Source organism: Pseudoalteromonas arctica A 37-1-2 (genome assembly GCF_000238395.3).
GTDB lineage: Bacteria > Pseudomonadota > Gammaproteobacteria > Enterobacterales > Alteromonadaceae > Pseudoalteromonas > Pseudoalteromonas arctica.
Window position 1 is genome coordinate 2,362,685 of record NZ_CP011025.1, and the last position, 23,704, is coordinate 2,386,388.

Consider the following 23,704-nt stretch of genomic DNA (forward strand, 5'->3'; position numbering starts at 1 on the left):
AATATAACTATTTTATTGAACCAACTGATGCCAATCTTATCAAAATACTCTAATGAAGAAGTAGAACAAATCGTCGATCAGCTTATTGATGTGCTAACTAAACACAATGCGCCGGTAGATTTAAGCCTTATGTGTTTAGGAAATTCTATCACGCATATCTTAAAAGAGCATGTACCAACAGGGAAAAGACAAGCCGTAACTGAGAACTTTGCAAAAGCTTTATCACAGTCGGTTAAATAAACTCTATGAATTTATCGCAGCACAATCAGTTTTCATCAAAAGCGAGTCAGCTATTAAGCTGGGGCCATTGGTTTACTTTTGCCAATATTGGCTTGGCGCTATTTATTAGCTTAAGCTACTTATTTGCCGACTCGCCACCAACAAGCTTTATGGGCATTACTTATATGCTAGTAACGTGGTTAAGCCACACTAGTTTTATCGCCTTTTTAGCGTTTGTGCTGACGGTATTTCCGCTTAGTTTAATATTCCCCTACCCACGACATATACGAGGCATGGCGGCTGTTATAGCCACACTAGGCGCTTCACTGCTTACCCTTGATGCTTATGTTTACGTTAATTTGGGTTATCATCTAAGTATATCTGCCTTACCTGAGATTATTTCTCTACTGTGGCATCGTTTAACCAGTTCACCTGCTTTAACAACCATTTTAGCCAGTGGGATTGTATTACTTATTTTAGGCTTTCAGCTACTTGTGAGTAATTACACATGGCAACACCTTGAACGCTTAAAACAATATAAATTTGCACGTTACGCAATTTCATTTTTAATAGTGTGTTTTTCACTTAGTCACAGTATTCATATTTGGGCTGACGCAAATTTAAACTTTGACGTAACGAAGCAAGATAATGTACTACCACTGTCATACCCTACTACCGCTAAAAGTTTATTAGCTAAAAATGACCTGCTTGATATAGAAAGCTATAAGCAAGCACATAACGTAAAAATTAATAACCAAAACATTAGTTATCAAATGCCAAGCCCGCTTGATAAGTGTGAAGACTACACACAAGCCAATGTAGATATTTTTGTATTTGAAACCCAGCAACAACTCGCTAAATTTGTTGCCGATAATAAAAACTTACACAAAACAGAGCAGTTTTTACAGCCAACTAATCACGACGATATGCTATTTAGCTTAGTGTATGGTTTGCCAGCTTTTTATAAAGCAGCAATTTTAAGAGATCAAACTCTTCCCGCATGGCAAAGTCAGCGCCGTAGCATTGAAGTAACTGGCATTGAAGAACTAAGCTTTATTAATGATCAAGCACATAGCTCTAGTGCTATTCGAGTAATTAAAGCGAGTGATAACCCTACTGTTCGAGATGATGAAACACAAGTTTTTGCTTTTAGTCTTGCCAATAACAAGCAAGAAGTAGTAACAACATCAACTTTATATAGCTCCGACAAACGTATTTCTAAAGTAGATGGACTTATTCAACCTAGCGATTTAATTGCAACAAGTGTTGGCCAATATTTAAATTGTAAAGCCATTGCTAAGCAAACAATGCTGGGCGTTAATTTATACAAGAAAAAAGATGATATGGGCGTGAACTACTCTCAGGGTGTTGTTATAGCCTATAAAAAAGATAGGATTACCTTAATAGATTCAGATGGTAACTTTAAAAATATCTCTGCCGCTGAGGGTTTTTCTATTGAACAAGGTTTAGATATACCATTTTTAGTACAGAGTATTAAAAAGCTCAAAACCTTTACCCAATAACAGTTATCCTAACCTAGCTTGCTATACCACCAAGCTAGGTTATAGTTTTATATTGTTGTTAGATATAAAAACCAAGGATGACATGTATGTTTAAAACTTCTCGTTATATTCTCCATTCTAGCTTTTTACTTATCAGTTTTTTTAGCTTTAGCGATACCACTTACTACAAATGTGTAACAGAAAAAGGCACTGTCTTTTCTCAACTGCCGTGTGACGACGAAGCAACGACTTATAAAGTTAACACGACGGGTAATCAGTATTCTGGTCCTAAGGTTGACTACACTAAACAACTAAACGAACTTGAGCGTGAAAGGCTTCTATCTGGCTTACAGGCAGAGCTTCGCAGTAATAACCATAAACTAACAATACTTGATCGTAATAAGCAGCGTGCTGAATACAAACAACAAGAGCGGTTAAATCATATCTTAGCCATTGATGATAAAAAGCGTATTACCAAAGATATTACTAAAAAATTAAAAATAATTAATAAAGAGTACAAAAAAGATGTATTGGTTATTACTAAACAAATTAAAATTCTCGAAAAAAAGATAGCTCAATACAAATAAATCACTCTTAATTAGCAAGTAATATTTATCTTGGTTTTAAACTTAAAATAACATACCCTTAACACAATAGAGTATAAGCTCTAGGGACTATTAAGGAGTGCAAATGCAGCCTCGCCATATTGCTGAATTAATTTTAACGGGTTTTAAAAGGCACTATCAGCTATTTCAAAAAACAACGGCCAAAGCCCCTCTCGCCTTTGCAAAAAAAGATTGGCAAGCAATTAATGATATCAGCCGTTTGCGTATCAGCTATTATGATGATCGTGTTAACGAAACCACACAAGCGCTAAAAAAAGAAACCCCAACAGAGCAATTAGATGAAAGCCTATGGCTCGAAGTTAAAAAGATATATCAGCACTTTTTATGTTTCCACCCTCAAGCAGAACTCGCCGAAACCTTTTATAATTCTGTATTTTGCCGGCTGTACCATAGGCGCTATTTTCATAATGACTTTATATTTGTAGAAGCAACTTTGAAAGATGCTCCTTCAGTACCTGTTGAGGCCGAATATAGGACATACTTTCCGGTAGTTGATGGCCTAAAGCCAACAATAAAACGCATTATTAATCATTTTGATTTTAAAGCCCCATTTGTAAATTTAGAGCGTGATATTCGCCTTCTTGTTAAAGCTTTTTATAAACAAGCCCCCGATACACATCATCAACCTTGGCAAATGCGCTTTGATATTTTGCACACACCTTTTTATCGTAATAAAGCAGCTTATATTGTTGGTCGTGTTGTTTCAAAAAGTGGGGTTCAGCCTTTTATAATCGCCGTATTACACGATGAAGATAACGGATTATATTTAGATGCACTTTTAACTAAATCATCTCAAATGCGTGTCATTTTTGGCTTTGCCCGTGCCTACTTTATGGTAGAGACTCATGCACCTTCAGCACTTGTCCGGTTTTTGAATCAGCTTATGCCAAACAAAACACTTGCTGAGCTCTATAACGCAGTGGGTTTTCATAAGCAGGGTAAAACTGAGTTTTATCGAGAGTTTTTAAATCACTTATCTCACTCTAGTGATGAGTTTACAATTGCACCGGGTACTCCCGGTATGGTGATGATGGTATTTACCCTTCCCTCATTTGGTTATGTTTTTAAAGTAATAAAAGACAAATTTGGTGAAAGTAAGCCCTTCGGCCGTGATACCGTATTAAAGCGTTATCAACTAGTAAAAAACCATGATCGCGTTGGCAGAATGGCCGATACCATAGAGTATTCTAACGTCGTATTTCCTTTGGCGCGTTTTGATAGTAATTTACTTGCGCAATTACATAAAACAATTGGCTCATCAATGATAATTGAAGGCGATTGGTTGATCATCAAGCATTTGTATATTGAACGGCGTATGACACCTCTTAACTTGTTTTTAGAAAATGCTGATGAAGAAAGTGCCGCAGACGCGATTGAAGAATACGGGCAAGCTCTAAAAGAAATGATTGCTGTTAATATATTCCCTGGCGATATGCTCTTAAAAAACTTTGGTGTAAGTAAGCACAAACGTATTATTTTTTACGATTACGATGAAGTTCAATACCTAACAGATATGAACTTTAGAGCATTACCGAAAGCAAAGAGCTACGACGATTATTTAATGGATGAACAAAGTTACTCTGTTGCACCACAAGATGTATTCCCAGAGCAGTTATGTACATTTGTAATGCCTAATCCTATGTATAAAAAGTTTTTCCTCAGCACTCATCCAGAGCTTATAGATGTTAGCTTTTGGAAGCAGGCGCAACAAAATATAAAAAATGGGCAGGTAAGTCATATTTACCCTTACCCGACAGCACAGCGATTTATCCATCACTGGTAGACGCAAAGGACACACAATGAATATAAGTAAAATAGATTTAAATTTACTCGTTTATCTCGATACATTGCTTCGAGAATGCAATGTAACACGCGCTGCTAATCAATTGAGTATTACGCAGCCCGCAATGAGTAATGGCCTTAAACGTCTTCGTAACTTATTTAACGACCCTATTTTAGTTCGTACCAGCGATGGTATGGTCCCGACAGAGCGCGCTTTAGAGTTACAACCCGTTATTCGTGGCATATTAATGACGCTTGAAGAAACCCTAGCACCTAATAGAGAATTTGAGGCAAGCCAGAGTAAACGTGTATTTAGAATAATGGCCAGTGATTACGCTGCAAGTACGTTAGCGCCAAAGCTCTTAAGTAAACTACACGAAGAAGCCCCCGATACTACTTTAGATATACTCACACCAAGTGATGTAACCTTTCATGACGTAGAAAACGGTAAAGTAGATATGGCAATCAACCGTTTTGAAAACTTACCTCAGTCTTTTCATCATAAACGTATTTGGAAAGACAGTTTTTGCTGCTTAGTTAAGGCCGACAACCCTATTATTGAAAACTTTAGCCTCGACAGCTACTTAAAAGCGCGCCATATATGGGTGAGTAAAACAGGTTTTGGTGTAGGCGTGGGCATGGACCCTAAAGATGTGCAAAAACTTGGCTGGGTCGACGAAGCACTTGCCCACTTTGGTAAACATCGTAATATTGCCACTTTTACGCGTAACTACCATGTAGCGATTCATTTGGCTAAAGAGAAAAACTTGATTGCGACCCTCCCTTCAAAAGCAGCAAACATATATTTAGACGATCCGGGGCTTAAAATTTTAGAGCCACCATTTCCAATTCCTCCTTTTGAGCTTGATATGATTTGGAGCCCACTGTTACATCGCGATGCGAGCCATATCTGGTTACGCCAAAAAGTAGCTGAAGTAGCTGAAGAGCTAAAATAACTTTATTACACAATATAATGTAAAAATTGCTAAGTTAATACTTTCCTCATTAACTTAGCTCCTTTCTGAAATAAAATTAAACTAATAAAATCAAACAACTACATGAAAATAAAAACGTGGAACATACATTGCTTTTATTAAGTTGAACTATACATTCATTTAATAAAAGAGGTCATTATGAACACCCATCAAGGATCAGAAGTAAATCATATTACTGACATCATTCAAGTTATGAACAGCGGCATCGATTTTTATCAAAAAGCACAGGAAAAAGTTGAAGACCCTGCTATTGGCGCACTTTTTCAGCGTATGATAGATGCCCGAAAAGTGAGTGTTGAGCGCTTGCAACCATATGCAATTAATGAAAAAGGCGAACGCGAAGATGGTTCATCTTTCGCAGTTGAAGCACGACGTGCATACACAGCCTTACTTACTACATTCACCTCACATAACGACAGCACGTATGTAAAAGAGCTTGAAGAAGTAGAAGATAAAACGCTTGTAGAAATTAAAGCCGCTATGGATAAACCACAACCGGCTGATTGCGAAGCTGCACTGGCTAAAACATTATTAACAATGCAAAGCTGCCATGCAGAAATGAGCCGTATGCAAAAGCAGTAAGCTTACATAACGCATAAATACAACCCAGCCTAGCGCTGGGTTTTTTATTGCCTCTAATACCAATCTGCATAAATCTTTAAGCAATTTAACGAATTAAATCACACTATAACGATGCCATATAGACCCCATATATAAGCAAATTGGTATAAACACCACCTTATTTCGCCACATTTTAAATACATAATGAATACAAATATTTAATGTTATTAGAATATTTATTTAACCACGCTTTATTTTTGCTGTGCTAATTTTGTTAGTAGGTACCTAAAACCTTGCTGTGGCGCCGCAGCATTTAATTAAAAATAAGGTCCAATATGAAAAGTAAGCTAGGGCGTGTTGATCTCTGGTGGTTGAATTTGCAGCAGTATGTTTGGTTTTTAGGCAAGGCAGAGCCTATGTAGTGTGGTTATTCCCCATAAATAGGCGATAACGCAGCATAAAGGCCAAACATGCGCTGCCCTTTGGGCTCTTTCTAGGGACGATTGACTCTTTGTTGCTCGGTTTTTACTTAGCCCACTAGGTTACAAACCTCGCGCCGCGATTTAATCGCCCCTAGATTGAACAAATTTCAATCCACAAAGATTCACACGCCCTAACTAAACTGCAAAATAATGCTGATGTAGATATGACCTCGATGTTAGACATAGTGTTCATATTACTAATTTTCTTTATTGTAACTACATCTTTTGTAAAACCTGTGGCTATTGAATTAAACCGACCACTCGACAGCCCTCAAATAGATAAGCCTGTTAAAAATGCTTTATTTAGAATTGATGAAAGTAACGCAGTATATTTTTCAGGGAGGTTAATTGATTTAGAGCAAGTTGCGACTAATTTAGCGATGTTCGCGGCTAAATATGAAATAAGTTCGGTACTTATAACCGCAGACGAAAACAGTACTCATAATACTTTAATGAGTGTAATGAATAATATTAAGCAATACGATGATTATTCAATAAGTTTGATTTCTAAATAAAACAGCCCAATATAAAACCAAAAAAAGGGCCTTACGGCCCTTTGAGTTAAATAACGAAAGGGAGGTTATTAATTAAAAACGGTATTCTGCGCCTATGTAGTAGTAAGCACCGTTAAATCCAAATGGAGCAGAACGACGTGAGTAGTCAAACACACCTGAGCTACTTATTACTGTGTTGCCACTAGCATCCACAATAGTACCTGAGCGAGAGTTACCTATTTCGTTTTTATCTGGGTAAACATCAAACAAGTTATTTGCACCAATATTTACCGATAAATCTTCAGTAACGAAGTAGTTAACTTTAACGTCAGTTAAAATTTCTGCGCCATACGTTTGACGACCACCGTCTTCTACTGTGTACTCACCAAAGCGATTAAGTGACAGGTTAACTGTCCAATCATCACGTTGATAAAGTGCACTTAAGTTAATACGATCCTCTGGTTGCCACTCTTCAATAATAGAGATGTCTTCAGCTGAAAATATATCTTCTACGTTTACTGTCTCAAGGCTTGAGCCAGCAGGCGAAAATAACGATACAACATCTGTTTTAGTAAAGTTAGCTGCAAGTGTAAAATCAAGCGTGCCGCCTAAACCTTCAGTGTTCCACGTTGCTACAAAATCAACACCACGAGTTTCTGTATCAGCACCATTTAAGAAGAACTGACCTACGCCAGCACCCGCACTATTTAGTGCAGCATCAAGGCTTGTAGATAAACCTTTACCTAAGCGGTCACTAATTACAATACGGTCGTCAATATCAATTGAGTAGTAATCAACGGTTACATTAATATTATCTGTAACGTTATATACAATACCTAAACTACGGTTTTGTGATTTTTCTTCTTTAAGCTTTGGAATACCTAAGCTTTGCGCAAGTGTTGAATCATTTCTAAATGTACCAACCTCTTCTGCAACTAAATTACCATTAGTACCAACAACAAATTGCGTACTTACGTTATTAAAGTAAAGCTGCTGCATTGAAGGCGCTCTAAAACCTGAGCTTAATGCACCACGTAGTGAAATATCGTCGGTTACAGACCAGTTACCAGCAAGCTTAAAGTTTACTGTATCACCAAAGCCTTTGTAGTTATCGTAGCGAAGTGCACCCGATAAAATTACATCTTCAATCACATAAGCTTCTGCATCTATGTAAAATGAAATTACATCACGCGATTCATCAACTGATGACGCAGGAGCTGAACCACCAAAACCTTGTGAACCACCTGATGCATCTTCAGAACCAACACCACCACTTAAGCCGTTGTAAATACTTACACCGTTGGTTGTATCGTAATCGCGGTATGCGTACTCATTGCCTTCTAAAATGCGATATTCGTCAGTACGGATTTCAGCACCCATTGCTAAAGAATAATCATCAAAGTTTTGCGTAAAATCAATATTGATTGTTTGCAGTGATAATTCCATGCCGTAAGCGTACGCTTCACGTGGGATAGTTGTACGAATATCAGCAGCACTTAAACCTTGGTCATAACGTAAAAAGTTAGCGTATGAGGCATTGATAGTGTCACTTGTCGTGTAATCAATGCTGTTTTCACCATAAGTGTATGATAAATCGAGGCTTGCATCGTTATCAAACTCAGTTTTATAACCAAAGTTGTACGAGATATCGTCGATTGTTGTATTAATTTTTGGTAAGAAACCTAGCGGAATCGTCGCATCATTATCTTGTAGTACTGGGTTACCACCTGCATTTGCATTATGACGGAAAAATGCAGCCGACTCATTTTCACGTGTTGAGTAAGTAATAAAGCCGTAAAGCTCGCCATCACCTAACTCGTAACCGGTATTAATTGTTAAACCAAACTGCTGAGAATCAGCATCACCAATTCTGAATGTATCACGATCGGCTGTCAGCTCACGCGGATCGCCAGCAAGTAAAGTGCCGTCACTTAGTTCTGTACAACCATAAAACTGACAAGAGCCATGTAAACCTGCACGGTTAGTAGGTGCACGGTCACGGTAATTGATAGTTGTATTTAAATAACCGTCATCACCTAGCGCAAAGCCTTTATTAAAATCAAGGTTAATGGTTTCGCCATCGCCTTCAGAATATTGACCGTAGTTAATAGCCGCTTTGCCACCTTCGCTACCATCCTTAAGCACAATATTAATAACACCTGCAATTGCATCAGAACCATACTGAGCAGCAGCGCCATCACGTAATACTTCAATGCGTTTAATTGCAGAGGCTGGAATTGCATTCATGTCAGTACCTGCGGTACCACGCCCAACAGAGCCATTAATATGAATAATACTTGCTTGGTGACGACGTTTGCCGTTAATTAACACCAATGTTTGATCGGGGCCCAAACCGCGAAGTGTCGCAGGTCTTAAAGCATCAGTACCGTCACTAATTGCAGAGCTTGAAAAGTTAAATGAAGGGGCGATAGACTGTAGCATACGACCAACTTCTGTTTGGCCCGTATTTTCAAGCGCTTCTGCACTTAAGATATCTACTGGAACGGGTAAATCTTCAACTGAACGTCCTGCTACACGGCTACCGACTATAGCAATTTTTTCAATTTTTTCTTGAGCGACTTCTTCTGCTGCGTTTACACCTTGCGAATTTACTGCAAGTAAAGCTGGTAATACTGCTGCACTGACCGCTGAAAGCTTCATCATGTTGTTATCATTCCTGTTGATTTGTTTGAGTTTTATACTCAGTAAACCATTTTGATCAACAACCGCATCGAGTTCAGTCCCACCTAATAATGCCTCTAGAGCATCTAGCTGAGTGTAAAATCCATAAACTGAATTTGCGTCATACTGCTTTGCCAACTCATAAGAAAACACCACGGTTTGCTCTGTTTGTTTAGCATATTCAATTAAGGCTTTGTCTGCTCGCTGCGCTTTTATATCAAATTGCACCATTTGCCCAGTGGTTTGAGTTGCTGCTTGTACACTCAAGCTAAAAATAGCCGGTACAAGCACACTAAATCCACTCAATAAATGCGTTTGGTTACTGCGCAACTTATATAAACAGCTGACAAACAAAAATCCTCTATGGCTTTGTTTCTTTTTTTTAATGTTTTTTTTACGTTCAATCTTTATTGATGCAACTTTATCTAACATTAGTTTGATTTGCATAACGTCTACTTATGATTCTGTATGGTGTTTTAGCGTTACTACATGCTCACCTAAACGCTCATGATCAATCGAAAAATTAGTTTGTAAACTTTCTAGTAAACCTTCAACGTCACCCGCTTTAAATACCCCAGCTACTTTAATACTGGCAAGCTCGGCTGATGAAAGTTCAAAACGTGTTGCGGTATAGCGACTTACTTCATTTAAAGCATCGCTTAACTCTTCTCCATTAAAAATAAGCATGCCATTTTGCCATGCCAAATCGCGTTGTACGTCGTTCATTGAAAGCTGGGTAATTGGCTTTGTAACACTCTGCTCTATAATTACTTTTTCGCCTGAGGTAACGATATTGGCATTAATTTGACGAATTTTTTGCGTGCTGTTATCTGCAAGCTGATAATCTTTAAAGTCATTTGCGTCAACCGCTACACTAGGGTCGGTGATCATCACTTTGCCTTCGGTAACAACAAGCTCTAAATCTGATGAGGTATTACGCTGTACATTAAACACGGTACCGAGTGCAGTAAAGCTTTTGTCGCCGGCCATAACACTAAACGGACGCGTGGCATCTTTTGCTACGTTAAAACGCCCTTCTCCACGACTAAGTAACAACTGCCTGCGGCCTTTGCTATAAGCAACTTCTAGTAAGCTATTAGTATTAAGCTGCACTATGGTGCCATCTGGCAACACATACGTTGCTTGCTCGCCTACTTTTGTTTTGTAAATTTTAGTGTAATTAACTTTTGCAAGCTCTTGGTTATAGCCATTTTCTAAATTAATTAATAAGTAGCTGCATACCATTAGTGCTGCAAATAAACTCGCTGCAATTGAGTAAGAAAACATCCACTTATTTTTTGATGCTTTAGTATTGTTACGCTGAGGAAATAAATGACTTAATTCATTTAATACCGAAAGCTCATCCCAAAGCTGAGCAAGCTCGTATATAGAGTCTTGATGGGCGATGCTTTGCATCATCCATAATTTAAATTGCTCTTTTTCATCATCAGTTAAACCACGATCAATCGCGCTTATCCAATCACATGACTTTTCTAAAATTAAATCTTTTGAATTAAATTGATGAACATTACTCATTCTGCGACCCTCTTAACTGATATAGGGTGTGCTTGAGCTTTAGGGTTTGTTTGAGGGCTTTGCTCATGTTCACGCATGTACAACATGGTTTGTAACAACCCTTTGGCAATGTGTTTTTCAACAGTGCTTTGGCTTAACTGCATTTGGTCTGCGATCTCTTTTTGGCTCATGCCGTAAACTTTTTTTAATATAAAGCATTTACGAATCGATGAGCTTAGTTGCTCAGTAGCTCTACAAAAAAGTAAAAAGCGCTCTTTAGATGTGTATTCATCCTCAAGCTTCATTGATTTGAGTAATACGGGTAATTCGTTATCGTTTTCTAACGAATCATTAAATTTGTTGTCCCACTTAGCTATATGGTTAAGTGCTAGGTGTTTTGCTGTTTTAAGCATGTAACTGCGGGTAAACTGTATATCTTGCTTTAAATCAGCTTCGTAGCTTTTTACAAAAGTTTCTTGCACAATATCTTCTACATCGTCGGGTTGAACAATGCGCGATACAAAACGTTTGAGCTGTTTAGATATATCAACAAATGTTGACGTGAATTTTACTTTTTTCGTCATCCTTAACATCCACCTGTTGTTATTTTTATTATTAGGGCGTTTTGGCCTTTCGTGGTTGAATTTGCAGCAGTACGTTTGGTATTTAGGCAAGGCAGAGCCTATGTAGTGTGGTTATTCCCCATAAATAGGTGATAACGCAGCATAAATGCCAAACATGCGCTGCCCTTTGAGCTCGATCTAGGGACGATTAACTCTTTGTTGCTCGGTTTTGACTTAGCCCGCTAGGTTACAAACCTCGCGCCGCGATTAAATCGACCCTAGATTGAACAAATTTCAATCCACAAAGGTCAACACGCCCCATTAGATTACGAGTTTTTGATATAAAAACAAGCTCAAATGTTAATTCTGGGTTATTTAAATGGATAGGAAGATAAATGAGTAAATTTTTAGATTATATCCGACTTAGTTTCTTTGCATTCGGTTTACTACTTGGAGTGCAAATTCCTGCATTTGTAAGCGATTTTGGCCAAGCATTATCAGCCCAATTAATTGAAGCTAATAATGCCATTGCGCCTTTTAAAAGCGATGCAGCTAAGTATTTTAATAATGATTTAAATAAGCTAATTAAACACTATAAAAATATTGATGATGGGATTGTGAATAAAGGTGCAAGTAATATCAGTACACTTTACACACGACAACAAGACTTACAAATCGCTGTAAATAGGTTTGCGCAATCTCCATATATTTTTACTATGATCAGTGGCATGAGCGATGTAAAGCAACAAGTGTGGCAACGCTTCGAAGGTCAAATCATTTTAAAAAAAGACTCTATTATAGCCGCTATTATTGCAGCTATTATAGTTGCCCTACTTGCCGAGCTTACTGGTTATTTGTTTTTAACTGGAGTAAAACGCTCATTTAAACGCTTATTCGCAGCTCAAAAATAGTGATTTCATAAAGTCATAAAATACATCGGTTTTGCGGGTAGTTAAGCTATTTTGCGGACGCAAAAACCAAACTGGTGCATCATCTTGTGCCATTACGCCGGGCATAACTTCAACTAAAATGCCATTTTTAATATCTTCATAAATAGCTATCATTGATTTAATTGCAATGCCATGACCTGCAATGGCTGCTTGAGTCATATTGTCGGAATTAGAAATAGTAAAGCGTGTTCTTGCATTAAAAGTATGTGTTTTACCTTGTTCATCAAAAAGCTTTAATTGGCGCTGCCACGGCAGGCAAACCCAATAGTGTTCGCTCAATTGAGCTAAGCTCTTAGGCATGCCATATTTTTTTATGTAGCTAGGAGCTGCGCAAAGTATACGTTTGTTGTTTACTATTTTTCGTGACAGTAAACCGGAATCATTTAATTGTCCTACACGAATTGCCACATCTTGTGCGTCATCAACCACATTTACAAAATGATCAGTAATTAAAAAATCAAGTTTTAGTTCAGGATAGGCCTGCTCTAACTCGTTAAGCCTGGGCATTACGTATTTTGAAAAAATCCAAGGGGGCATAGTCACGCGTAATAAACCACTCACCGATGAACTACGCGCACCAATACTATGCTCAGCGTCGTGCAACGCCTCCATTATAGCGCCAACTCGCGTATAAAATATTTCACCTGCGGGAGATAACCGTACTCGTCGGCTATCTCTAAAAACAAGTACTGTTGCAAGCTCACGTTCTAATTTACTTAAGCGATGGCTTACCGTTGCAGGCGATAAACGCTGCTCTCGCGCAGCAGCAAGCACCCCTTTATTTTCAACTACTGCTATAAATGTTTCTAGGTCGCTTAAATTATACATAAAGATGCCATTGTGCACTTTTCAATGTTTAACATTTTCGAATGAAGCTTTCAGTTTTGCAATGTTTATTTAAATATGTAAAACACTATAATTGCAAATAGTCTAATTATTGAGGTTCAATCATGAGTTTAAAAGCGCAAATAGATGCCTATAACGTACAAAAAGATGCCAAGTTACCGGCTGACGTTTTAGCATTAATGAACACTACAAACGAAGAGCTTATTGCACAGCATATTAAAGACAATGCGTTGCAAATTGGTCAAAAAGTAGAAAACTTCAGCCTAGCCAATCATAAAGGCGAAAACATTGAGCTTGCGGATTTATTAAAAAAAGGCCCGGTAATTATTAGCTTTTATCGTGGTGGCTGGTGCCCATATTGTAATTTAGAGCTAAAAGCACTTAATGACTACTTACCGCAATTTAAAACTCAAAATACTCAGTTAGTCGCAATATCACCACAACTGCCTGATGAAACTCTCTCAACTGCACAAAAAAACGATCTTGAGTTTGACGTGCTTTCAGATGTTAGTAATAAAGTAGCTGAGCAATTTGGTTTATTGTTTACACTTGATGAGCGTATTCAAGCGTTATACACACAATTTGGTATTGATTTTGAACACTACTATGGCGATAAAAGCTTTAAATTGCCGCTACCGGCTACTTATGTGATAAACCAAGAAGGTGTTATTACATACGCATTTTTAAACGAAGACTACACCCTACGCGCAGAACCTACTGATGTTATGGCAGCACTTGAATCGGAGAATAACTAATGTCTATTTTAAAATCGTTAAAAACACTTACTCTTTCACTACTTGTAGGCACAAGCCTTGTATCTGGTTATGCAGTCGCTGATGAACCAAAAGAACAAACAAAGCCCAAAGTGCTTATTTTTGATGTAAACGAAACCCTACTTGATTTAACGTCAATGCGTACCTCTATTGGTAAAGCACTAGGCGGACGTGAAGATTTATTACCACTGTGGTTTTCAACTATGTTGCACCATTCATTAGTAGATACAGTAAGCGGTAGTTATCACGACTTTGGGCAAATCGGTGTGGCGTCACTCCTTATGGTTGCTCAAAACAACAATATTGATATTACAAGTGAACAAGCTAAAACAGCTATTGTTACGCCTCTTTTAACGCTTCCTCCACACAGTGATGTTAAAGAAGGACTGGCAAAACTTAGAGCACAGGGCTATAAATTAGTAAGCCTTACAAATTCTTCAAACAAAGGTGTAAAGGCACAGTTTGAAAGCGCTGGTTTAATGTCTTACTTTGATGCACGTTACAGCATTGAAGATATTAAAATTTACAAACCAGACTTACGTGCTTATGAATGGGTACTTAAAAAGCTAAATGTAGCACCAAATGAAGCAATGATGGTTGCAGCTCATGGCTGGGATGTTGCTGGCGCAAAAGAAGCGGGCTTACAAACCACTTTCATTGCACGCCCAGGTAAAGCACTTTATCCATTAGCTAAAAAACCAGATCACGTTGTGAAAGATTTACATGAATTAGCCGCTCTACTTAAATAAGTATGCGCTGATGAATCAATACCCAAGCGGTCAATGTTAGGATGACATTGGCCGCTTTTTTATACCTAACCCTAATAATTTAGAATTTTAGTGTATTTATTTTCATAAAAAACATGTTAAAAAATTGAATGTAAACAAAGCATTTAGCCCGCTATGAGTTACTTTATCTGCTAGCAATTTAGTACTCACAACGCTACTATTAAATAAATACGTGGTGGAGAACATAATGAATAGTGAAAGATTAGGTGAGTTTGAGCAGTACTTTCAAATTAATGAAAGTATAAGAGTGAATTTATTCGCCGTATCGAACGGACAAGTTCCTAAATCACAGCTTGAGCTAGAAGACGATATCCCCCCACTATTTAAATTAGCAAATGAAGTAAGTGAACTTGAGCAAAGCTCGTTACGCCCACTGCGTAACTTAGGCGATATAGCACAAGAGCTCGCTACATTTTTACAAGCGCAGTCACGTAAAATAGATTTAATAATGAGCCATATTTTGGCCTCAGAACAAGCCCAAGATAATGCAATTCAATGTGATAGCTACGGCGGTGGCGGTATTCGCTTTACATCACCCGAAGTACACTCAATTGGCCAAGCATTTAGAACAAAACTGTTTTTGCACCACGAAGCCTCTGCGGTTTATTGTTACACCGAAGTTGTGGCAGTAGAAAAACAAGATAGCGAACATTATCAATACACCCTACTCTTTACCGCAATTAGAACCACTGACCAAGAACTTATTGTTAGAGCAAGTTTACATGCTCAAACCCGCCAACTTAAAAAACGTCAAGAACTTGATCAAAACCAAGCCGATCTAAACAGTGATAATTAGCTGACATCTTTATGTAAAATGCTAAACTAGCGTCATCTTAATTAGTATATAAAATTCATGAACTTTAGACTTTTACCAGAATGGGCCGAGCAAGACGCTGTTATGCTTACATGGCCTCATAAAGACACAGATTGGGCTGATAATTTAGCACGTGTAGAACCTGTATATATTGAGCTTGCTAAGCATATAACAACGCAGCAACAGCTTGTTATTGTGGCGCATAATAGTGCCTTAAAAATGCATATTACAGCATTGCTAAATAGCGCTAACATCTCTCTTAATCGTGTTCATTTTGTAGTAACGCCTACCAACGATACCTGGGCGCGCGATCATGGCCCGCTTACTTGCGCCGCTATTGATTCACCAGAACAACTAAAAGTATATGATTTTACTTTTAATGGTTGGGGCAATAAATTTGAAAGCGCATTAGACAATCAAATTAATCGTACTTTGGTAAAAGAGCTAAGTAGCATAAACAACCAATATCAAGCGCTCGATATGGTACTTGAAGGTGGCGGTATTGAAATAAACGAGCATGGTGTGTTGCTAACAACCAGCGAATGTTTGCTTAACAAAAACCGTAACCCAGATTTAAACCCTGCTGACATAGAAGTACTTTTAAAAGAGCACTTGGGCGCAACACATTTTTTATGGGTTGATCATGGCTATTTAGCCGGTGATGACACCGACAGCCACATTGATACCTTAGTGCGCTTTGCTCCAAATAATACCCTTGTATATGTGCAGTGTGACGATAAAACTGATGAGCACTACAGCGCACTTGATGCAATGGAAAAACAACTAAAAACCTTTAAAACTGCCGATAACACCCCATATAACTTAATTGAGTTACCGTGGCCAAAAGCCGCTTATGACGATGAGCAAACACGCTTACCGGCTACCTATGCTAACTACTTAATTATTAATAATGTTGTGCTTGTGCCAACGTATAATGATGCCAATGATGAACGTGCTCTTGCGCAAGTTCAAAAAGCATACCCACAACACACTATTATTGGCGTAAATTGCCAACCAATTATTGAACAATTTGGCAGCCTGCACTGTATTACAATGCAATTACCTCGTGGATTTTTAGCTGGAGCAGCACAATGACAAGCCCTGCAAAATTAACCGTTGCGTTAGTGCAACAAAGCAATAGCGATAACGCTCAGGACAATATGGCAAAATCAATAAGTGCCATTCGTGAAGCCGCTCAAAAAGGTGCAAAACTGGTTGTACTTCAAGAGCTACACCGAAGCCTCTATTTTTGCCAAACCGAAAATGTTGACGTATTTGATTTAGCCGAAACCATTCCAGGCCCTAGCAGTAACGCCTTAGGTGAGCTTGCTAAAGAGCTAAGCATTGTTATTGTGGCCTCTTTATTTGAAAAACGCGCTACGGGCCTTTATCACAACACCGCGGTTGTATTAGAACAAGATGGCAGTATTGTGGGTAAATACCGCAAAATGCATATTCCTGATGATCCAGGTTTTTACGAAAAATTCTACTTTACCCCTGGTGATATCGGTTTTGAGCCTATTCAAACCTCGGTGGGTAAATTAGGCGTGCTAGTATGTTGGGATCAATGGTTTCCTGAAGCTGCCCGCTTAATGGCAATGGCAGGCGCTGAAGTGTTAATTTACCCAACCGCTATTGGTTGGGATCCTAACGACGACATTGCTGAGCAAACTCGTCAAAAAGATGCGTGGGTTATTAGTCAGCGTGCCCATGCTGTTGCCAATGGTGTACCGGTAATTAGCTGTAACCGTGTCGGCCATGAAAGTGACCCAAGTGCGCAAAGCGATGGTATTGCGTTTTGGGGGAATTCGTTCATTGCAGGCCCACAAGGTGAATTATTAGCTGAGGCTAATAATACTGATGAGCAAATTTTAGTGGTTGAAATTGATCAAAAACGCTCAGAAAACGTAAGACGTATCTGGCCGTTCTTGCGTGACCGACGAATTGATCACTATAAAGACCTAACAAAAATATACCGAGACTAAGTAATCTTAACTCAAGATGGCTCTTACTTGCTAAGAGCCAACTATAAATGGAGTAATAAATGGCGTTTGAGCAATGGGCAGCCTTGCCTTGGGTAAAATCTCAAAAAGATAAAATTCAATGGGGCCAGCTAAGCGGAAGTGGTTTAAGTATTGCCATTGCTGAAGGCGTTAAACAACAAGACAACTTAGTCTTGATTGTTACGCCTGATACACCAAGCGCACTGCGCCTTGAAACAGAATTAGAATATTTATTACCCGATAACCCAGTAATGGTATTTCCTGATTGGGAAACTCTGCCATACGATCACTTTTCTCCCCATCAAGATATTATTTCAGCCCGTTTAGCCACTTTAAACACCTTAAAAAAAGAACAACAAAGTGTGTTAATTGTGCCTATATCAACTTTAATGTTGCGCACAGCCCCGGCCTCGTTTATTTACGGTTCAACAATAAACTTTAAAGTGGGCGACAAGCTAGACACACATAACTTTCGTGACAACCTAGAGCAAGCTGGTTATTTAAATGTTCAACAAGTAATGGAGCACGGCGAATACGCTATACGCGGCTCTATCGTTGACTTATATCCAATGGGCAGCCCGCATCCATTTAGACTCGATTTTTTTGATGACGAACTCGACACAATTCGCTTATTTGATGTAGAAACGCAGCGTTCTGATGAAAAAGTAGATAAAATTGAGCTACTTCCAGCGCATGAATTTCCTACTAACGACGCTGATATTGAACGTTTTAGAATAAGCTACCGCGAAAAATTTGGTGCAAGCTCGCAGCAAGACTCTGTATACATGCAAGTAAGCAAAGGTAACTGGCCTGCTGGTATCGAATACTACATGCCGTTGTTTTTTGAAAAGCTAGCGACTATTTTTGACTACTTGCCAGATACAACAACTGTTATGCAGCTGGGTGATTTAGAGCACGCGGCAGATAACTTTTGGCACGATGTAAATGTACGCTATGAGAACCGCAGAGTTGACCCACTTCGTCCATTACTTGAACCTAATGCGCTTTATCAGCCTATTGAAGAGCTGTTTTCTAATTTAGGCAATTTTGCACGTATTCGTTTATCTCTTGCAAAGCTTGGTACTAAAGCGGGCAATAAAAACTTAAGCGTTAGCGAGCTGCCTGCTATTCGAATTGATCATAAGCAGCATGAACCTTATGCCGCGTTTATAAATTATGTAGCAGAGCAAAAAAAGAAAAAAGGCCGTATTTTATTAAGTGTTGAATCCGATGGTCGTCGCGAATCATTACTGAGCATTCTAAAGCCAAGCGGTTTAAAATTTAAAGAATTTGAAACACTCGAACAATTTACAAAAAGCGCGAGTGATGTAGGTTTAATAGTAAGCCCGCTTGAACAAAGTGTCGTACTTGGTACTAAACCAAGCCTTTCTATTATTACCGAGCAAGAACTGCTTGGTATAAAAGTATCTCAGCGCAGACGCCGCAAGCACAAGTACGAAGCCAGCCAAGATGCGCTAATCCGTAATTTAGCAGAGCTCAAAGAAGGTCAACCTGTTGTGCATCTCGATCATGGTGTTGGCCGTTATCAGGGTTTGCAAACAATTGATGCTGCAGGTGTAATTACTGAGTTTGTTACCATCACATATGCAAGTGAAGCTAAATTGTACGTGCCAGTGTCTGCACTGCATATGCTTAGCCGCTACTCGGGTGGCGAAGAAGCCAGCGCCCCGCTGCATAAGCTTGGCTCAGATGCATGGGAAAAAGCTAAAAAACGAGCGGCTGAAAAAGTCCGCGATGTAGCAGCCGAATTACTCGACATTTATGCACAGCGCCAAGCAAAACCCGGTAATAAGTTTACTCTAGACGCCCCTGCATATCGCCAATTTAGCGATAGCTTCCCGTTTGAAGAAACTGACGATCAGCGCAACGCCATAGAAGCGGTGTTAGGTGATATGCAATCAAAGCAAGCCATGGACCGCTTAGTGTGTGGTGACGTAGGCTTTGGTAAAACAGAAGTGGCCATGCGCGCTGCTTTTGTAGCGGTTAACGATGATAAACAAGTGGCAATTTTAGTGCCTACCACCTTGCTGGCTCAGCAGCACTATGAAAACTTTAAAGATCGTTTTGCTGATTTTCCTATTGAAGTTGGTGTACTTTCGCGCTTTAACTCCACTAAAGAGCAAAAAGACACGCTTGAAAAAATGGCAAACGGTAAGCTCGATATAGTTATTGGCACACATAAACTTATTCAGCATGACATTAAATTTAACGATTTAGGCTTACTCATTGTTGATGAAGAGCATCGCTTTGGTGTTCGCCAAAAAGAGAAAATTAAAGCCCTGCGTGCCGATGTAGACATACTCACACTAACTGCAACGCCAATACCGCGTACACTTAACATGGCCATGAGCGGAATGCGCGATTTATCAATAATCGCAACGCCACCGGCTAAACGTTTAGCGGTAAAAACCTTTGTACGCCAACGCGATGTAGAACTAATACGCGAAGCTGTACTGCGTGAAATTAAACGCGGTGGCCAAGTTTACTTTTTGCATAACAACGTGGAAACTATTGACCGTGTTGCGCAAGAAATTAGTGAATGGGTCCCTGAAGCAAGCGTCACCTCAGCCCATGGTCAAATGCGCGAGCAAGAGCTTGAGCAAATAATGACTGACTTTTATCATCAAAAATACAACGTGCTGGTATGTACCACGATTATCGAGACCGGTATTGATGTACCGACAGCCAACACCATTATTATGGATAGAGCAGATAAACTTGGCCTTGCGCAATTACACCAATTACGTGGACGAGTTGGTCGAAGCCATCATCAAGCGTATGCCTATTTACTCACAGGTGACCCTAAAGCACTCTCTAAAGACGCGAGTAAACGCTTACAAGCAATCGAATCATTGGAAGATTTAGGCGCGGGTTTTGCCCTTGCTACACACGATTTAGAAATTCGTGGCGCTGGTGAGTTACTTGGCGACGATCAATCAGGTCAAATGCAAACAATCGGCTTTAGTTTATATATGGAAATGCTTGAGCAAGCCGTAAATGCGCTACGTGAAGGAAAAGAGCCAACGCTTGAAAATCTACTTAAAAAACAAACCGAAGTAGATTTAAAACTGGCTGCACTATTACCTGATGATTACATACACGATGTTAATGCACGCCTAGGTATGTACAAGCGAGTTGCTAGTTGTGCTAACCTTGATGATATGGATGAACTACAGGTAGAACTTATAGACCGCTTTGGTTTACTGCCTGATGCCGCTAAAAACCTATTTAGCCTACAATTATTAAAAATGCAGGCAAGTAATTTAGGGATAACAAAAATTGAGGCAAATCCAAAAGGTGGTTACTTTGAGTTTAGCCAAGATACTAAGGTTAACCCTAGCTTCATCATTGGTTTGATACAAAGTGCGCCTAAGGTGTACAAAATGGATGGCGCAAATAAACTGCGCTTTGCAATTAGTGAAGCTAACGCTCGCGAACGCTTAAAAATGGTCACTGCAATGATTGCAGATTTCGAAAAAAAGGTTAGCCATTAATGTTGCTAAAAAAATCGCTAGTTATTTTATGCTGCTTGTTTAGCAGCACTGCATTTGCAGAACGCTGGTTTGAGGTTGAGGTGCTCGTATTTAAACAGCGCCCTGCTCCATATTTGCAAGAAGATTTTACACTTAAGCACAAAGCTATTGAGGATAAAAACTCTCTAGATTTAATGACCCCTCTTTATACAGAACAAGCAATGCAAGCCTGTATAGATGGTGATGAACGTTTTCAAAAACGCTCTTTTACCGACTCATTAGTTAATTCAAACCCACAATCGGGTGTATGCGGTGACAGTACAAACTACCTAAAAAGCTACGATGAGCTACCTGTAACACCTCTAGCACCCGCTAAAGATGATATGCAGCAAACTTATTTATTAGCGCCAGAACAACTGCAATTTAAAGCGCAGTACCGACAGCTAGATCGCAAAGGATTAACACCTATTCTACATACTGGCTGGCGCTTTGGAGGCGCAAGTAAATCGCGTGCTCCAAGTATGCATTTAATCGCAGGTAAACACCTTAAAAGTGATTCCAACGTAACCCCTAGCTATTCAAATCCTGATTTTGTAAGTTTATTAAACTCACAACCTGAACTGTTTAACGACCCAAACCAATCAAAAGCAGAATGGGAACTAGACGGTTTATTTAAAATACACTTACGACATTATTTATACATTACAGCTAATTTTGATATTAGCCAAAAACTAGAAAATGGCGATATAGAGTCAGCCCGCTTTTCTCAGTTTAGACGTGTAATAAGTGGTGAAGTACATTACTTTGACCACCCACGAATGGGCATGATCGTCCAAATCAGAAAATTCAAACATTAATACTAAGTAGGATATAACAATGAAAAAACTCCTTATCATCGCAGCTACACTAAGCCTTGCGGCTTGTTCTAAGGTAAGTCTTGAGAGTTACGAAAAAATCAAAGTAGGTATGGATAAGACTGAAGTTGAAACCATTTTGGGAAGTGCAGATAATTGTGTTGAAAAAACACTGCATACTAATTGTGTGTGGGGCGACGAAGCAAAAAATATCGAGATCACGCTAGTATCAGACAAAGTAACTTTATATAGTAAACATGGTTTAGCTAATAAATAAATTTAAAAAAGGGATTGATTTTATCGGTCCCTTTTTTAATTACTAAAACTCATTTTTTGGAGTAGATAAGCTCAATATTAACGATTTTACTACGATTTAACGTTATTTTATAGCGTTGGTAAAGTGTTCTATCTTCCTCAGTTAGCACAAGCACCATGTTAAGTTGGTAGCGCCGTTCAACCGCCTGCTTAGATATTTTATTACTATCTAAATGATATAACTTCCCTTCACCACGTTTTAGATAACGTGCAAATGGCGCAAGACTAAATTGTAGCGTGTGCTGCAGTGTATCGTAACCGGGTAAAAATTCTTTCGCACTAACACGTGTCTCACTTGCAAAGTGTAACCACTGCGCGGCTTGTTTATTTTGCTGTCTACGTTTTGAAAAAATAGATTTCACTTCTTTAGGTATCTTTTTAAAGCGCATGTATTCAAGCCAAATTAGCTGACTCGCTATTTTGTCTTTGGTAATACTATTTTTAAAGCTAAATCGCCACTTAGGTCGCCCTTGTACAATAGCTCGCCAGATCATACGTGTAATGTCTTCTTTAAATATTTCACGTAGTCCGTAAATGACCCCCAAAATTAAAATAAGCGTCGCGGTGACTTCAGTAAACGTTGAACGGGCATTAAGTATCACAACCATCACAAATGCCATGATAACAGCTGTTACAGTGCCTTTAACTAATCGTTTAAGGTAGCTGTTAAGAAAACGCGTTTGGCGCTGTAATATAACGCCATGCTCAATTAAACGTTGTAACAAGCGCATTTTATTTGTTATTCGATTTGCGTCTTGCATGGTGGTTTCAGAATTGTAGCTTTTCTCTGCTCGGTACGTATTTTCGTTTTTACAAAACTGCAGTAAATCGTTACGCTCTTTTGCATAATCGCTACTACGTGGGCCTTCATCTAAAAGCTTTAAAAATGATTGCTCAACATGCCAACTTAAATAGTTGTCAGCATTGGTAAAAAATGGAAGTAGTTTTTCGTCATCTGGCGTGTAGCGACGCAGCTTTTTTAAAAGCCCTTCACTTTGTTCATATACTTCGTTAGCGCGTTTATAAAAGTCTTCTGCTTCATCAATTTTTAACGCGTCTTTAATGTCGGCATCAAGGGCTAAACGCACTTGGTAACAAAATAAATTAAGGTTTTGACGGTAATCTTGCTGCTCACCTTTGTTTTTACTAACAAAACGGCTTCGTACTAATGGCAAGTGTATATTGTTAGCGTTGTATGCTAAATGTGATTTAAAGTGGTTATTAAAGTAAGATTCTTCGGTAAGCGTTTGCGGATTAATCCCCATTTCATTAGGGATAGAAAAATACAGATCTATGCGCTGTTCAGAACGAGGAGTTAGCTCTGGTTCAATGACAAAAGATAAGTTTTCATCTTGTTTTAACAATCAGTTCTCCTTCTAAAATATCGTTTTAGTGTACTTGTCTCCTTTGTTTTGTTCAATAAAAAAGGCTCAGTAAATACTGAGC

21 protein-coding genes are annotated in these 23,704 nt (G+C 38.8%); 16 read left to right on the forward strand and 5 right to left on the reverse strand.

Annotated elements, in window-relative coordinates; genetic code table 11:
• The first annotated feature begins 27 nt into the window (after positions 1–27).
• The 7 genes from PARC_RS10585 (at position 28) to PARC_RS10615 (ending at position 6,682) form a co-directional block, all read left to right on the forward strand.
• Positions 28–240, forward strand: a complete 213-nt coding sequence (locus PARC_RS10585) for a YejL family protein (RefSeq protein WP_007375276.1) — start codon at positions 28–30, stop codon at positions 238–240.
• A gap of 5 nt (positions 241–245) precedes the next feature.
• A complete protein-coding gene (locus tag PARC_RS10590) occupies positions 246–1,742 on the forward strand; it encodes a DUF3413 domain-containing protein (RefSeq protein WP_010554080.1) in 1,497 nt (498 codons plus the stop codon).
• Positions 1,743–1,828: 86 nt separating this feature from the next.
• On the forward strand, positions 1,829–2,308 hold the full coding sequence (locus PARC_RS10595; protein WP_010554079.1) for a DUF4124 domain-containing protein: 480 nt from the start codon (positions 1,829–1,831) through the stop codon (positions 2,306–2,308).
• Positions 2,309–2,411: 103 nt separating this feature from the next.
• Positions 2,412–4,130, forward strand: a complete 1,719-nt coding sequence (gene aceK / locus PARC_RS10600; protein WP_010554078.1) for a bifunctional isocitrate dehydrogenase kinase/phosphatase — start codon at positions 2,412–2,414, stop codon at positions 4,128–4,130.
• Between the two features lie 16 nt (positions 4,131–4,146).
• A complete protein-coding gene (locus PARC_RS10605; RefSeq protein ID WP_002961484.1) occupies positions 4,147–5,085 on the forward strand; it encodes a LysR family transcriptional regulator in 939 nt (312 codons plus the stop codon).
• 177 nt (positions 5,086–5,262) lie between these two features.
• Positions 5,263–5,706: a ferritin-like domain-containing protein gene (locus PARC_RS10610; protein ID WP_007585695.1), complete on the forward strand. Its 444-nt coding sequence runs from the start codon at positions 5,263–5,265 to the stop codon at positions 5,704–5,706.
• A 625-nt stretch (positions 5,707–6,331) separates the two neighbouring features.
• Entirely contained in the window at positions 6,332–6,682 is a 351-nt protein-coding gene (locus PARC_RS10615) for an ExbD/TolR family protein (RefSeq protein WP_050576423.1), read from the forward strand.
• A 72-nt stretch (positions 6,683–6,754) separates the two neighbouring features.
• Here PARC_RS10615 and PARC_RS10620 read toward each other — a convergent pair whose 3' ends face one another.
• Genes PARC_RS10620 through PARC_RS10630 form a run of 3 tightly spaced genes read right to left on the reverse strand, consistent with a single transcriptional unit; the run spans position 6,755 to position 11,442 of the window.
• Entirely contained in the window at positions 6,755–9,790 is a 3,036-nt protein-coding gene (locus PARC_RS10620) for a TonB-dependent receptor plug domain-containing protein (RefSeq protein WP_010554076.1), read from the reverse strand.
• 9 nt (positions 9,791–9,799) lie between these two features.
• A complete protein-coding gene (locus PARC_RS10625; protein WP_007585689.1) occupies positions 9,800–10,879 on the reverse strand; it encodes a FecR family protein in 1,080 nt (359 codons plus the stop codon).
• Positions 10,876–11,442 carry an RNA polymerase sigma factor gene (locus PARC_RS10630; protein ID WP_002961494.1) on the reverse strand — a complete coding sequence of 189 codons (567 nt, stop codon included), beginning with the start codon at positions 11,440–11,442 and terminating at the stop codon, positions 10,876–10,878. Before PARC_RS10630 ends, PARC_RS10625 begins: the two co-directional genes overlap by 4 nt.
• Positions 11,443–11,816: 374 nt before the next feature.
• On the opposite strand from PARC_RS10630, the gene PARC_RS10635 reads away from it, so the two are divergent.
• Positions 11,817–12,332: a DUF2937 family protein gene (locus PARC_RS10635; protein ID WP_010554075.1), complete on the forward strand. Its 516-nt coding sequence runs from the start codon at positions 11,817–11,819 to the stop codon at positions 12,330–12,332.
• On the opposite strand, the gene PARC_RS10640 is transcribed toward PARC_RS10635, so the two are convergent.
• The gene (locus PARC_RS10640) at positions 12,312–13,199 is read right to left on the reverse strand and encodes a LysR family transcriptional regulator (RefSeq protein WP_010554074.1); all 888 of its coding nucleotides are present in this window, start codon (positions 13,197–13,199) and stop codon (positions 12,312–12,314) included. The two genes, PARC_RS10635 and PARC_RS10640, sit on opposite strands and share 21 nt — an antisense overlap.
• A gap of 122 nt (positions 13,200–13,321) precedes the next feature.
• On the opposite strand from PARC_RS10640, the gene PARC_RS10645 reads away from it, so the two are divergent.
• From PARC_RS10645 to PARC_RS10680, 8 genes are all read left to right on the forward strand, one after another.
• On the forward strand, positions 13,322–13,972 hold the full coding sequence (locus PARC_RS10645; protein WP_010554073.1) for a peroxiredoxin-like family protein: 651 nt from the start codon (positions 13,322–13,324) through the stop codon (positions 13,970–13,972).
• The gene (locus PARC_RS10650) at positions 13,972–14,739 is read left to right on the forward strand and encodes a haloacid dehalogenase type II (RefSeq protein ID WP_010554072.1); all 768 of its coding nucleotides are present in this window, start codon (positions 13,972–13,974) and stop codon (positions 14,737–14,739) included. The genes PARC_RS10645 and PARC_RS10650 overlap by 1 nt, the downstream gene beginning before the upstream one ends.
• A gap of 226 nt (positions 14,740–14,965) precedes the next feature.
• Complete coding sequence (locus PARC_RS10655; protein ID WP_010554071.1) at positions 14,966–15,574, forward strand: PilZ domain-containing protein; 609 nt, start codon at positions 14,966–14,968, stop codon at positions 15,572–15,574.
• Between the two features lie 57 nt (positions 15,575–15,631).
• Positions 15,632–16,687 carry an agmatine deiminase family protein gene (locus PARC_RS10660; protein ID WP_010554070.1) on the forward strand — a complete coding sequence of 352 codons (1,056 nt, stop codon included), beginning with the start codon at positions 15,632–15,634 and terminating at the stop codon, positions 16,685–16,687.
• Positions 16,684–17,577, forward strand: coding sequence for a carbon-nitrogen hydrolase (locus tag PARC_RS10665; RefSeq protein WP_010554069.1), 894 nt, complete (start codon positions 16,684–16,686; stop codon positions 17,575–17,577). The genes PARC_RS10660 and PARC_RS10665 overlap by 4 nt, the downstream gene beginning before the upstream one ends.
• A gap of 59 nt (positions 17,578–17,636) precedes the next feature.
• On the forward strand, positions 17,637–21,110 hold the full coding sequence (gene mfd, locus PARC_RS10670; RefSeq protein ID WP_010554068.1) for a transcription-repair coupling factor: 3,474 nt from the start codon (positions 17,637–17,639) through the stop codon (positions 21,108–21,110).
• Complete coding sequence (locus PARC_RS10675; RefSeq protein ID WP_010554067.1) at positions 21,110–21,946, forward strand: peptidoglycan binding protein CsiV; 837 nt, start codon at positions 21,110–21,112, stop codon at positions 21,944–21,946. Before mfd ends, PARC_RS10675 begins: the two co-directional genes overlap by 1 nt.
• A 19-nt stretch (positions 21,947–21,965) precedes the next feature.
• Positions 21,966–22,220 carry a hypothetical protein gene (locus PARC_RS10680; RefSeq protein WP_010554066.1) on the forward strand — a complete coding sequence of 85 codons (255 nt, stop codon included), beginning with the start codon at positions 21,966–21,968 and terminating at the stop codon, positions 22,218–22,220.
• Between the two features lie 49 nt (positions 22,221–22,269).
• Here PARC_RS10680 and PARC_RS10685 read toward each other — a convergent pair whose 3' ends face one another.
• Positions 22,270–23,622, reverse strand: coding sequence for a hypothetical protein (locus PARC_RS10685; RefSeq protein ID WP_010554065.1), 1,353 nt, complete (start codon positions 23,620–23,622; stop codon positions 22,270–22,272).
• Between the last annotated feature and the right edge of the window lie 82 nt (positions 23,623–23,704).

What these genes read in the sequence shown, in the direction of transcription:
- PARC_RS10615 (WP_050576423.1), top strand. Translation starts at nt 6,332, where the DNA reads ATGACCTCGATGTTAGACATAGTGTTCATATTACTAATTTTCTTTATT.
- PARC_RS10680 (WP_010554066.1), top strand. Translation starts at nt 21,966, where the DNA reads ATGAAAAAACTCCTTATCATCGCAGCTACACTAAGCCTTGCGGCTTGT.
- PARC_RS10620 (WP_010554076.1), bottom strand. Translation starts at nt 9,790, where the DNA reads ATGCAAATCAAACTAATGTTAGATAAAGTTGCATCAATAAAGATTGAA.
- PARC_RS10630 (WP_002961494.1), bottom strand. Translation starts at nt 11,442, where the DNA reads ATGACGAAAAAAGTAAAATTCACGTCAACATTTGTTGATATATCTAAA.
- PARC_RS10660 (WP_010554070.1), top strand. Translation starts at nt 15,632, where the DNA reads ATGAACTTTAGACTTTTACCAGAATGGGCCGAGCAAGACGCTGTTATG.
- PARC_RS10605 (WP_002961484.1), top strand. Translation starts at nt 4,147, where the DNA reads ATGAATATAAGTAAAATAGATTTAAATTTACTCGTTTATCTCGATACA.
- PARC_RS10595 (WP_010554079.1), top strand. Translation starts at nt 1,829, where the DNA reads ATGTTTAAAACTTCTCGTTATATTCTCCATTCTAGCTTTTTACTTATC.
- PARC_RS10650 (WP_010554072.1), top strand. Translation starts at nt 13,972, where the DNA reads ATGTCTATTTTAAAATCGTTAAAAACACTTACTCTTTCACTACTTGTA.
- PARC_RS10590 (WP_010554080.1), top strand. Translation starts at nt 246, where the DNA reads ATGAATTTATCGCAGCACAATCAGTTTTCATCAAAAGCGAGTCAGCTA.
- PARC_RS10665 (WP_010554069.1), top strand. Translation starts at nt 16,684, where the DNA reads ATGACAAGCCCTGCAAAATTAACCGTTGCGTTAGTGCAACAAAGCAAT.
- PARC_RS10610 (WP_007585695.1), top strand. Translation starts at nt 5,263, where the DNA reads ATGAACACCCATCAAGGATCAGAAGTAAATCATATTACTGACATCATT.
- PARC_RS10675 (WP_010554067.1), top strand. Translation starts at nt 21,110, where the DNA reads ATGTTGCTAAAAAAATCGCTAGTTATTTTATGCTGCTTGTTTAGCAGC.
- PARC_RS10645 (WP_010554073.1), top strand. Translation starts at nt 13,322, where the DNA reads ATGAGTTTAAAAGCGCAAATAGATGCCTATAACGTACAAAAAGATGCC.
- PARC_RS10655 (WP_010554071.1), top strand. Translation starts at nt 14,966, where the DNA reads ATGAATAGTGAAAGATTAGGTGAGTTTGAGCAGTACTTTCAAATTAAT.
- aceK (WP_010554078.1), top strand. Translation starts at nt 2,412, where the DNA reads ATGCAGCCTCGCCATATTGCTGAATTAATTTTAACGGGTTTTAAAAGG.
- PARC_RS10585 (WP_007375276.1), top strand. Translation starts at nt 28, where the DNA reads ATGCCAATCTTATCAAAATACTCTAATGAAGAAGTAGAACAAATCGTC.
- mfd (WP_010554068.1), top strand. Translation starts at nt 17,637, where the DNA reads ATGGCGTTTGAGCAATGGGCAGCCTTGCCTTGGGTAAAATCTCAAAAA.
- PARC_RS10625 (WP_007585689.1), bottom strand. Translation starts at nt 10,879, where the DNA reads ATGAGTAATGTTCATCAATTTAATTCAAAAGATTTAATTTTAGAAAAG.
- PARC_RS10640 (WP_010554074.1), bottom strand. Translation starts at nt 13,199, where the DNA reads ATGTATAATTTAAGCGACCTAGAAACATTTATAGCAGTAGTTGAAAAT.
- PARC_RS10635 (WP_010554075.1), top strand. Translation starts at nt 11,817, where the DNA reads ATGAGTAAATTTTTAGATTATATCCGACTTAGTTTCTTTGCATTCGGT.